We start from the raw sequence: 10,921 nt of genomic DNA on the forward strand, positions 1-10,921 counted from the left end.
CGGCGGCCGGGCGCGGGCAGGGCGGCGGGGCGCGGGGCGGCGGGGTGGGCGGCGCCGGGGTGGGCGGCGGGTGGCGGGGTGGGTGGGTGTTGCTGTTCGTCTTGCTGGAGATCATCGACACGTAATGTGCATTCTCGATATCTGTGGGTACTGTCGCGGATGACCTTTCACCTCAAGAAGGGGCGCGACTACCTTGAGTGACGTAGGTGACGTCTCGGGTCGGACGCTCCGGCAGATCGCCGAAGCGTCCGAGCACCTCTACTGCATCTGCTTCAAGACCGGACCACCGCGGCGCCTCGGCGTCGAACTGGAATGGACCACCCACCTCGATGAGAATCCGGCCGCGCCACTGTCGACGGCCACCCTGGGCAGGGCCCTCGGCCCGCACGCGCCGGCCGCATTCGGCAATCCGGATCCCGTGTCACTGCCCGCCGGGGGAGTACTCACCGCCGAGCCCGGCGGCCAGATCGAAATCTCCTCCGCCCCCGCGACGTCGCTGACCGAACTGCACACCGCGGTCAGCCAGGATCGGGCCTATCTGGCCGATCTTCTCGCCCGCTCCCGCATCCATCTCGGAGACAGCGGCCTCGACCCGTACCGGCCTCCGGTGCGCCTGCTGAACACCCCGCGCTACGCCGCGATGCATCGTGCCTTCGGTCGTGACGTCGGAGCGCCCGGACACACCATGATGTGCAGCACCGCCGGACTGCAGGTCTGCCTCGACGCCGGGGACGCGCGCAGTATGCCGGCGCGATGGTCCGCCCTGCACGACGTGGGCCCGCCGCTGCTCGCCACGTTCGCGACCTCGCGCATGCACGCCGGCCGGGACACCGGCTGGGCCAGCGGGCGGATGGCTGCCTGGTATGGCCTGGACGCCCGGCGCAGCGGCCCGGTGCCGTCCGCCGCCGATCCGGCCGCGGCCTGGTCGGAGTATGCGTTGGCGGCGCCCCTGCTGTGCGTGCGGCGCAGCGGTGGCCGGTGGGAGACACCGGAGGGCGTCACCTTCGCCGACTGGATCGGCGGCGCACTGCCCCGGCCGCCCACCGTCGACGACCTGGACTATCACCTCAGCACCCTGTTCCCGCCGGTACGCCCGCGCGGCTATCTGGAAGTGCGTTACCTGGACACCCAGCCCGGCGACGAGTGGATCGCTCCGGCCGCCGTGCTGACCGCCCTGCTGGCCGGTGACGACATCGTCGACGCGGCCCGCAATCTCGCCCAGCCGGCGGCCGGCCGGTGGGTGCCCGCGGCCCGCGACGGTCTCACCGATCCGCTGGTGGCCACGTGCGCCGCCGATCTCATCGACCTCGCCTGTCGTCATCTCGACCGCACCGGCCTGCCCATGGCCGTGTGCGACCAGGTGACCGCGATCCTCGACCGGCGCCTGCACCGCGCCGTCTCTCTGCGGAAGGACCCGCTCCCGTGACCCAGGACTCCGAGCATCGACACGACATGCGGCTGACCACCGCGGCACAGTTGGAACGCGCCCGTGCGCGCACCACGGTGCTGACCGACGCGGTGGACGACGCCGATCTGATCCGCCAGCATTCCCCGCTCATGTCCCCGCTGGTGTGGGACTTGGCGCATGTCGGCAACCAGGAAGAGCTGTGGCTGGTGCGCGACGTCGGCGGTCGCGAGCCGTTGCGCCAGGACATCGACAAGCTCTACGACGCGTTCCGGCACCCCCGCCGGGACCGTCCGGCGCTGCCGCTGCTCGGGCCGGCGGAGGCCCGCGCGTACGTGCACGAGGTGCGTGACAAGGCGCTGGACGTGCTGGACCGGGTGCGCCTGGACGAGCGACGGCTGGTCGCCGACGGGTTCGCCTTCGGCATGATCGTGCAGCACGAACAGCAGCACGACGAGACCATGCTCGCCACCCATCAGCTCCGCAACGGTCCGGCGGTGCTGCACGCCCCGGCACCGCCGCAGACGCGCGTGCCGGTCACCGGCGAGGTGCTGGTGCCCGGTGGGCCGTTCACCATGGGCACCGACACCGAGGCGTGGGCGCTGGACAACGAACGCCCCGCGCACACCGTCGACGTCGCCGCGTTCGCCATCGACGCCGCGCCGGTCACCAATTCCCGGTACGCGGAATTCATCGCCGACGGCGGGTACGACGACCCGCGATGGTGGAGCGAGCGCGGCTGGACGCATCGCCAGAAGGCTGGACTTGATGCGCCGCTGCACTGGCACCGTGACGGCGACGGGTGGGCGTACACGCGGTTCGGGCGCACCGAACCGGTGATCGGTGACGAGCCGGTGGTGCATGTCTGCTTCTTCGAGGCGCAGGCGTACGCGGCGTGGGCCGGCAAGCGGCTACCCACCGAGGCCGAGTGGGAGAAGGCTGCTCGCTTCGACCCGGCCACCGGACGGTCCCGGCGATACCCGTGGGGCGATGACGATCCCACGCCCCGGCACGCCAACCTCGGCCAGCGGCATCTCGCGCCGGCGCCGGTGGGCGCGTACCCGGACGGCGCCTCGCCGCTGGGCGTGCATCAGCTCATCGGGGACGTGTGGGAATGGGTCGACTCCGGTTTCCACGGCTATCCCGGCTTCACCGTGTTCCCGTACGCGGAATACTCCCAGGTGTTCTTCGGCGGGGATTACCGGATGCTGCGCGGCGGCTCGTTCGGCACCGACGCGGCGGCGTGCCGGGGCACGTTCCGCAACTGGGATCATCCGATCCGACGGCAGATCTTCAGTGGGTTCCGCTGTGCCCGTGACGTCACCCCGGATGCGCTCTGATGTGCCGGCACCTGGCGTACCTCGGCCCCGCCGTGCCGCTGTCGGAGCTGCTGTTCGATCCGCCGCACGCCTTGGTGCGGCAGTCGTGGGCGCCCGCCGACATGCGCGGGGGCGGCACCGTCAACGCCGACGGTTTCGGGGTGGCGTGGTACCCGCCGGACGCACCTACGCCGGTGCGGTATCGCCGCACCGTTCCGATGTGGACGGACACGACACTGCCCGAGCTGGCGCGCGCCACCACGGCCGGCGCGGTGCTGGCCGCGGTGCGGTCCGGCACCGTCGGCATGCCGGTGGTGGAGACCGCCGCCGCACCGTTCGTGGACGGAAGCTGGTCGTTCAGCCACAACGGCGTGGTGCGCGGCTGGCCGGGTTCGCTGGCCAAGCTCGCCGGCCGGCTCCCGGTCACCGACCTGCTCACGCTGGACGCGCCGACCGATGCGGCGCTGCTGTGGGCGCTGACCCGGGACCGGCTGCGTGCCGGCGTGGATCCGGCGGAGGCCGTCGCCGACGTCGTCACCGAAGTCGAGCGGGCGGCTCCCGGCTCCCGGCTCAACCTGCTGCTGACCGACGGCACCCGGCTGGTCGCCACCACCGTGGGACACGCGCTGTCCGTACGCCGGGGGACCGATGCCGTGCTGGTCAGCTCCGAACCGCTCGATCCCGACCCGATGTGGCAAGCCGTGCCGGACCGCCGGCTTCTGGTGGCCACCCCGTCCGCCCTTGACCTCGTCCCGCTGGGGAGACCATGACCATCCTGGAAATCCATATCGACGAGCGCGACATCGCTCGGGAGCTGCGCTCGGACGTCGCCGACGGGCTGCGCGCCGAACCGAAGGTGCTGCCGCCCAAATGGTTCTACGACGCCCGCGGCAGCGAGCTGTTCGAACAGATCACCGCGTTGCCGGAGTACTACCCGACACGTACCGAACGGGCCATCCTCGACGCGCAGGCCGAGCGGTTCGCCCGCCTCACCGATGCCAAGACCCTCGTCGAACTCGGCTCGGGCAGCTCGGCGAAGACCCGGCTGCTGCTGGACGCGCTGGTGCGACACGGCACCCTCGGGTCTTTCGTGCCGATGGACGTGTCCGGCACCGCGCTGCTGGACGCGGTCACCCGTCTCGCCGCCGACTACCCCGGCCTGGAGGTCCGGGGTGTGGTCGGCGACCTGACCCGGCACCTGGCCGACCTGCCGGACGGTGACAACCGGGTGGTGGCGTTCCTCGGCGGTACGATCGGCAACCTCGTGCCGGACGAACGCGCCCGTTTCCTGGGTGGCCTGCGCGCGGTGCTGCATCCGGGGGAGTGGCTGCTGCTCGGCACCGACCTGGTGAAGGATCCCGCGGTCATCGTCCCCGCCTATGACGACGCGGCGGGCGTGACGGCCGCCTTCAACCGCAACGTGCTGCACGTGATCAATCGCCGGCTGCACGCGGACTTCAACGTGGACGCGTACGAGCATGTGGCGCTCTGGAACGCCGAGCGGGAGTGGGTCGAGATGCGGCTGCGGGCCCGCGACGCCCAGCGCGTACGGGTCGCGGATCTGGGGTTGACCGTGGACTTCGCCGCCGGCGAGGAGATGCGCACCGAGGTGTCGGCGAAGTTCCGCCGCGCCGGGCTGACCGGTGAGCTGGCGCGCGCGGGATTCGCGCTGCGTGAGTGGTGGACCGATCCGCAGTCGTTGTTCGCCGTGTCGCTGGCGCAGGCGGTCGCCATGCCGTGAGCGTTGCGTCAGGCGGTGGCCCGGCCCTCGGCGTCCGGATCGTGCAGCGCGGCGATCAGGTCCTCGCGGGCACGGGCCACCCGTGACCGGATCGTGCCGATCGGGCAGCCGCACACCTCGGCCGCGTCGGCGTAGGACAGCCCGGCGACCTGGGTGATCACAAACGCCTCGCGACGCTCCGGTGCCAGGTCGGTGAGCAGGGCGGTGAGCGCATGCTGTTCGTCGAACCGGGGCTGGGCGTGCGGGGCGGCGGCCTCCGCCGTCGCCTGCCAGTCCGGCAGGCCGGCGATCCGCGGCCGGCGGGTGGCCAGGCGAACATGGTCGGCGGCCACCCGGCGGGCGATGGCGAGCAGCCAGGTGCGCACCGAGGAACGGCCGGCGAAGCTGGGCAGGGCGCGCACCGCACGCAGGTACGTCTCCTGGGCGAGGTCCTCCACGTCGGCCGGGGACGTCAACGGTGCCAGGAACCGCAGGACGTCGCGCTGGGTGCGGCGAATCAGGTCCGTCACGGCATCACGGTCACCGCGCGCGGCGGCGTACGCCAGCGCGGTGAGGTCGTCGTCCGGCATTTCGGGTGCCCTTCCGCGTGGGGGTGCGCCCGGTGGTACGGCTCCCGGCGGCCAACGGTTCAACCCCGGAACCGATCGGGGTGGGGGCCGTCGACCGGCCGCGGTGGTGGTGAGCGGCGTCACTCCGTGCGTGACGGCGATGGGATAGTGTCGCCGCGTTCGCGGTCGTCGGGGAAGCCGGTGCAAGTCCGGCGCGGTCGCGCCACTGTGACCAGCGTGATGCTGGGAGCCAGACCTCCGACGATCACCGATTCGACTGGCCGGGACGCGTCATCCCGGTGGGAGGTCAGATGTCGTCGACTCCGGCGCCCCGCACGGGTTTCTTCCGCACCGTCTGTGCCACGTGGACACGCCAGGATTGGCGGGAATCGGCCGTCCTGCTCGGTTTCGTCGCCCTGCTGCATGTGGCCGCGTTCGGCGCCCTGTTCGCCGCCGTCAACGCCGCCGACGTGCACCTCGGTGCCGAGGTGTTCAGCGTCGGCCTGGGCATCACCGCATACACGTACGGCCTGCGTCACGCCTTCGACGCGGACCACATCGCGGCGATCGACAACACCACGCGCAAGCTGCGCGGCGACGGGCTGCGGCCGAAGGCCGTCGGCTTCTGGTTCGCGATGGGACACGCCACCGTGGTGGCCGTGCTGGCGGCCCTGGTCGCCGCCGGCGCGCACGTGGTCGGTGCGTTGACCGAGGACGGGACGGCCGTCAACCGTACCCTCGGGGTGATCGGCACCGGCGTGAACGGCGCCTTTCTTTACATCATCGCGGCGCTCAACCTGGTGGCGCTGATCGGCATCGTGCGGGTGTTCCGGGCGATGCGCGACGGGGTTTCCGACGAGCTCAAGCTGGAGGCGCACCTGCAGGCCCGCGGGCTGCTCAACCGGATCCTCGGGCGGCTCACCCGGGCGATCACCCGGCCGGGACAGATGTATGTGGTCGGCCTGCTGTTCGGCCTGGGCTTCGACACCGCCACCGAGATCGCACTGCTGGTGCTGGCCGGCACCGGTGCCGCCGCCGGGCTGCCGTGGTACGCGGTGATGACGTTGCCACTGCTGTTCGCGGCCGGCATGAGCCTGTTGGACTGCCTCGACGGGCTGTTCATGAGCGTCGCGTACGACTGGGCGTTTCTGCATCCGGTGCGCAAGGTCTACTACAACATCTCGATCACCGGGTTGTCCGTCGCGGTGGCCTTCCTGGTCGGCTCGATCGAGTTGATCGGGCTGCTGCACGACAATGCCGGCTGGGTGGACCCGTTCACCACCTGGGTCAGCGCGATCAACCTGAACAGCGTCGGCTTCCTCGTGGTGGGGCTGTTCGTGCTGACCTGGATCGTGGCGCTGAGTTACTGGCGGTTGGCGCGGGTGGAGGAACGGTGGGCGTTCCCGCCGGACGCGAACACCGGCCCCTAGGCGAGCGGCGCGGTCCCCTCGGCGAGCAGTGCGGTCACCGCGCGGGTCAGGGCTTCCCGGGCGGCGTCCGTGTCGAGGTCCATCACCGTGCGCATCGTCTCCCACGTGGAGAACATGCTCGCCGCGGTCAGCGCCGCGAGCCGTGGCTCGTCGTCGCCGATCTCCGCCGGGAACAATGCGCACAACTCGTCGCGCACCCGCCGCATGTGGGCCTTCCGATAGCGCTGCAAGGCGGGCGAGAACGGCTCCTTCAGCGCCGCCGCCCGCGCGGCCGGGGCGAGTTCTTCCAGCATGCGTGCCCGTTGCCGGCAGAACGCCTCGATGCGTTCGGGCAGCGGCAGGTCATCCGGCACCGGCTCGTGCGCCTCGTCGCGCATCGCCAGGATCCGCTCGCCACTGGCCGAGAACAGCGCCTCCATGTCGGCGAAGTGGCTCCATAATGCGCGCAGCGAAATCCCGGCCTGCTTGGCGATCCGGTCCGCGGTGGGCTTCAGGTCGCCCGAGGTGATCAGGTGGACGTGCGCGTCCACGATGGCGTTGCGGGTGCGTTCCGAGCGTGCGGTGCGCCCGTCCACCCGTGTCGACGGCTGGCTCATCGCGCGCTCCGGTAGCGGCCCAGCTCCCGCCGCGCGAGCGATCGTTTGTGCACCTCGTCCGGCCCGTCGGCGAGCCGCAGGGTGCGGGCGGCGGCCCACAGCCGAGCCAGCGGCGTGTCTTGCCCGACACCGGCCGCGCCGTGCGTCTGGATGGCCTTGTCGAGGATCCACTCGGTGGTGGACGGCACGGCGATCTTGATGGCCTGGATCTCGGTGTGCGCGCCCTTGTTGCCGACCGTGTCCATCAGCCAGGCGGCCTTGAGCACCAGCAGCCGGTTCTGCTCCACCCGCACGCGTGCCTCGGCGATCCAGTCGCGCACCACGCCCTGATCGGCCAGCGGCCGGCCGAACGGTTCCCGGGACAGCGCCCGGGTGCACATCAACTCGATGGCGCGTTCGGCCATGCCGATCAGCCGCATGCAGTGGTGGATGCGGCCGGGTCCGAGCCGCGCCTGCGAGATGGCGAAGCCGGACCCCTCCTCGCCGATCAGGTTCGCGGCCGGTACGCGTACGTCGTCGAAGAAGACCTCGGCGTGCCCGCCGTGGTCGCCGTCGTCGTAGCCGAACACGGTCATGCCGCGTTCGATGCGTACGCCCGGGGTGTCCCGCGGAACCAGCACCATGCTCTGCTGCACGTGCCGGGCGGCCTGCGGATCGGTCTTGCCCATCACGATGAAGATCTTGCAGCGGGGGTTCATCGCGCCGGAGATGTAGAACTTGTGCCCGTTGATCACGTAGTCGTCGCCGTCGCGGACGATGCGGGTGCCGATGTTGGTGGCGTCGGAGGAGGCCACCTGCGGCTCGGTCATCGCGAAGGCGGACCGGATGGCGCCGTCCAGCAGCGGGCGCAGCCACTGCTCCTGCTGCTGCGGGCTGCCGAACATGGCGAGCACTTCCATGTTGCCGGTGTCCGGCGCAGCGCAGTTCAGCGCGGCCGGGGCGATGGCCGGGCTGCGGCCGGTGATCTCGGCGAGCGGAGCGTACTGCAGGTTCGTCAGGCCGGCGCCGTGCTCGCCGGGCAGGAAGAGGTTCCACAATCCGCGCTCGCGGGCCGCGGACTGCAGCGCGGCGAGACCGGGCGGCGGCTCCCACCGGCCGGCCGCGGAGTCACCCGCGAACCAGCCGGGCTCGGCGGGGCGGACGTGCTCGTCCATGAAGGCGAGCAGCCGCTTGCGGTAGTCCTCGGTGCGTGCGTCGAAACCGAAGTCCATCAGTGCTCCTCCAGCGCCTGGTGTCCCTGCTCGACCAGGGGCGCGACGAGCGCCCCGACCGTGTCGAACCCCTCGCCCACGGTCTGTCCCTGGACGTATCGGTAGTGCACACCCTCCAGAATGACGGCCAGCTTGAACGCCGCGAAGGCCAGGTACCAGTGCAGGTCGCCGACGTCGCGCTTGCTCCGCTCCGCGTAGCGGGCCGCCATCTCGTCCACGCCGGGGTGGCCCGGAACCGTCAGCGGCGCGCGGTGTTCGCCGTCGCGGGTGAGCAACGGGCGCCCGGCGTATACCAGCATCAGCGCGAGGTCGCCGAGCGGATCGCCCACAGTGGACATCTCCCAGTCCAGTACGGCGTTGACCTGCAACTCGGTGCCGATCAGCACGTTGTCCAGCCGGAAGTCGCCGTGCACCACGGCCGCGTCGCCGGACGGCACCTGCCGGGCCAGCCGGGCATGCAGGTCGTCGATGCCGGGAACCTCGCGACTGCGCGACGCGTCGAGTTGCTTCTTCCAGCGTCGCACCTGGCGCTCGTTGAACCCTTCGGGACGGCCGAAGTCGCCCAGCCCGATCGCCGACGGATCCAACGCGTGCAGGTCGGCAAGCGTGTCCACGAGCGACAGGACGAGGCCGTGCATCGCCGGGGCGCCCAGCGCCGTCAGGTCCGCGATGTCCCGATAGATGCGGCCCTCGACGTGCTCCATCAGATAGAAGGGCGCGCCGATGACGTCCGGGTCGGTGCACAGCGCCTCCGGGCGCGGCACCGGGAAGCCGTGCCGGGACAGGGCGTCCAGCACCCGATGCTCACGGGCCATGTCGTGCGCGGTCGGCAGCACGTGTCCCAGCGGCGGACGGCGCAACACCCAGCGTTTGTCGCCGTCGCTCACCGCGTACGTCAGATTGGACCGGCCGCCGGCGAACATGGTCGCGGTCAGCGGGCCGGTGCGCAGGTATGCGCGGAGCCGGTCCAGGTCCAGCCCGCGCGGCCCGGTCACGAGAGGCCCTCCGACTCGAAGCCGCGCTGGATCTTGTTCATGCCGCCCAGCCAGCGATCCGGCTCGGTGGCCCGCATCCGGTAGTAGTCGCGCACCTCCGGGTGCGGCAAGACGAGGAAGTCGGTGCCGCGCAGCGCGGCGGCCACGGTCGCGGCGACCTCCGCGGGCTCCAGCGCGGTGGCGTCCAACTGGGCCCGGCTCGCGCTGTTGCCGCCGCTGCCGAGCATGTCGGTGCGCACGCCCTGCGGGCACAGCGCCTGCACGATCAGGCCGCGGTGGGCGTACGTGGCGCGCAGCCATTCCGCGTACGCGAGGGCGGCGTGCTTGGTGACCGCGTAGGGCGCGCTGCCGAGCAGGGTGAGCAGGCCCGCCGCGGAGACCGTCATGAGCAGCCGCTTGGGCTCACCGGAGTCCAGCCATCGGGGCAGCAGCGCGCGGGTGGCGTACACATGGGACATGACGTTGACCCGCCAGTCCCGCTGCCAGGCGTCATCCGGCGCGTGTTCGGTGCCGGCCGACAGCACGCCCGCGTTGGCGCAGAACAGGTCGCAGCCGCCGAGTTCCGCCCAGGCCGTGTCGACCAGTTGGCGCACCGCCTCCTCGTCGGACGCGTCCCCGGCCACGGCGAGCCCGCCGACCTCCGCCGCCACCGCGCTCGCGGCGGCCGGGTTGAGGTCGTTGACCACCACCTGCGCGCCGTCGGCTGCGAACCGCCGGGCCAGCGCGGCGCCGATGCCCCCGCCGGCGCCGGTGACGACGACTCTCATCGCACCGCCCCGGTCAGCGTCACGCCGCCGTCGATCACCAGCGTCTGCCCGGTGATCCAGGCCGCGTCCGGGCCGCACAGGAAGGCCACCGCGCCGGCCACGTCGTCCGGTTCGCCGAGCCGGCCCAGCGGGTACGTCGCCGCGACTTCGGCCTCCCGCCCCTCGTAAAGGGCGGTGGCGAAGCGTGTCTTGACCACCGCCGGTGCCACCGCGTTGACGCGCACCGCGGGCGCGAGTTCCACGGCGAGCTCCTGGGTAAGGTGGATGAGGGCGGCCTTGGTGACGCCGTAGAACGCGATGCCCGGGGCGGGGCGGACCCCGGACACCGAGGAGATGGTGACGATCGCCCCGCCGTCGGCCAGGCCGCCGCGCAACGCCTCCTGCACCCAGCCGATAGTGCCGAGCACGTTCACATCTACCATCTTGCGGGCGGCGCCGAGGTCCAGCGAGCTCAGTGGACCGTACGCCGGATTGATCCCGATGTTGTTGACAAGCGTGGTGACCGGCCCGAAACGCTCACGCACCGCGTCCACCACGGCGGCGCGGTGCTCCGCGTCGTCGCCCTTGCCCGGCACGCCCATCGCCACGTCGGCCCCGCCGAGGTCCTTGACCGCGGTCTCCAGGGCGGCGGCGTCCCGGCCGGTGATGCACACTTTGCCGCCCTGGGCGACGAGTCGTTGAGCGATGGCGAAGCCGATGCCCCGGCTCGCTCCGGTCACGATCGCCACGGCGCCTGCGGGCTGCGTCATTCGGCCGTTCCTCTCGGTTGATGTGCCCCCACTGTTACTGATCAGTACCACCCACCGCCACCCCCCGCCCGCACCCCACGCCCCCCGGCGCCGCCCCCGCCCCCGCGCCGCGCGCCAATCGCGCGCGCCCCGCACCGCCCCGCCCCGCCCCGCCCCCGCC

General features: G+C 71.9%; 11 protein-coding genes and 1 riboswitch. Of the genes, 5 read left to right on the top strand and 6 right to left on the bottom strand.

What is annotated here, in order from left to right:
- Positions 1-193: 193 nt before the first annotated feature.
- The 4 genes from egtA to egtD are packed head-to-tail and all read left to right on the top strand — an operon-like array spanning position 194 to position 4,465.
- Entirely contained in the window at positions 194-1,426 is a 1,233-nt protein-coding gene (gene egtA, locus IEY73_RS31965; protein ID WP_189083090.1) for an ergothioneine biosynthesis glutamate--cysteine ligase EgtA, read from the top strand.
- A 26-nt stretch (positions 1,427-1,452) separates the two neighbouring features.
- Positions 1,453-2,745 carry an ergothioneine biosynthesis protein EgtB gene (gene egtB, locus IEY73_RS31970; RefSeq protein ID WP_189083099.1) on the top strand — a complete coding sequence of 431 codons (1,293 nt, stop codon included), beginning with the start codon at positions 1,453-1,455 and terminating at the stop codon, positions 2,743-2,745.
- Positions 2,745-3,494, top strand: coding sequence for an ergothioneine biosynthesis protein EgtC (gene egtC / locus IEY73_RS31975; RefSeq protein WP_189083091.1), 750 nt, complete (start codon positions 2,745-2,747; stop codon positions 3,492-3,494). The genes egtB and egtC overlap by 1 nt, the downstream gene beginning before the upstream one ends.
- Positions 3,491-4,465: an L-histidine N(alpha)-methyltransferase gene (egtD, locus tag IEY73_RS31980; protein ID WP_189083092.1), complete on the top strand. Its 975-nt coding sequence runs from the start codon at positions 3,491-3,493 to the stop codon at positions 4,463-4,465. The genes egtC and egtD overlap by 4 nt, the downstream gene beginning before the upstream one ends.
- 8 nt (positions 4,466-4,473) lie before the next feature.
- On the opposite strand, the gene IEY73_RS31985 is transcribed toward egtD, so the two are convergent.
- On the bottom strand, positions 4,474-5,034 hold the full coding sequence (locus IEY73_RS31985) for a sigma-70 family RNA polymerase sigma factor (protein WP_189083093.1): 561 nt from the start codon (positions 5,032-5,034) through the stop codon (positions 4,474-4,476).
- 145 nt (positions 5,035-5,179) lie between these two features.
- Positions 5,180-5,323: riboswitch (adenosylcobalamin (AdoCbl) riboswitch) on the top strand.
- Between the two features lies 1 nt (position 5,324).
- Here IEY73_RS31985 and nicT point away from each other — a divergent pair.
- Entirely contained in the window at positions 5,325-6,443 is a 1,119-nt protein-coding gene (gene nicT / locus IEY73_RS31990; RefSeq protein ID WP_189083094.1) for a Nickel transporter NicT, read from the top strand.
- Here the strand turns inward: nicT and IEY73_RS31995 are convergent.
- Genes IEY73_RS31995 through IEY73_RS32015 form a run of 5 tightly spaced genes read right to left on the bottom strand, consistent with a single transcriptional unit; the run spans position 6,440 to position 10,761 of the window.
- A complete protein-coding gene (locus tag IEY73_RS31995) occupies positions 6,440-7,039 on the bottom strand; it encodes a TetR/AcrR family transcriptional regulator (protein ID WP_189083095.1) in 600 nt (199 codons plus the stop codon). The genes nicT and IEY73_RS31995 overlap by 4 nt on opposite strands.
- A complete protein-coding gene (locus IEY73_RS32000) occupies positions 7,036-8,250 on the bottom strand; it encodes an acyl-CoA dehydrogenase family protein (RefSeq protein WP_189083096.1) in 1,215 nt (404 codons plus the stop codon). Before IEY73_RS32000 ends, IEY73_RS31995 begins: the two co-directional genes overlap by 4 nt.
- Positions 8,250-9,245 carry a phosphotransferase family protein gene (locus IEY73_RS32005; RefSeq protein WP_229716363.1) on the bottom strand — a complete coding sequence of 332 codons (996 nt, stop codon included), beginning with the start codon at positions 9,243-9,245 and terminating at the stop codon, positions 8,250-8,252. The genes IEY73_RS32000 and IEY73_RS32005 overlap by 1 nt, the downstream gene beginning before the upstream one ends.
- Complete coding sequence (locus IEY73_RS32010) at positions 9,242-10,012, bottom strand: SDR family NAD(P)-dependent oxidoreductase (RefSeq protein ID WP_189083097.1); 771 nt, start codon at positions 10,010-10,012, stop codon at positions 9,242-9,244. Before IEY73_RS32010 ends, IEY73_RS32005 begins: the two co-directional genes overlap by 4 nt.
- Positions 10,009-10,761 carry an SDR family oxidoreductase gene (locus IEY73_RS32015; protein WP_189083098.1) on the bottom strand — a complete coding sequence of 251 codons (753 nt, stop codon included), beginning with the start codon at positions 10,759-10,761 and terminating at the stop codon, positions 10,009-10,011. The genes IEY73_RS32010 and IEY73_RS32015 overlap by 4 nt, the downstream gene beginning before the upstream one ends.
- Positions 10,762-10,921: the final 160 nt, after the last annotated feature.

Origin of the sequence: Mangrovihabitans endophyticus, assembly GCF_014646155.1 — a bacterium.
In the GTDB taxonomy this organism is placed as follows: Bacteria; Actinomycetota; Actinomycetes; order Mycobacteriales; family Micromonosporaceae; genus Actinoplanes; species Actinoplanes endophyticus.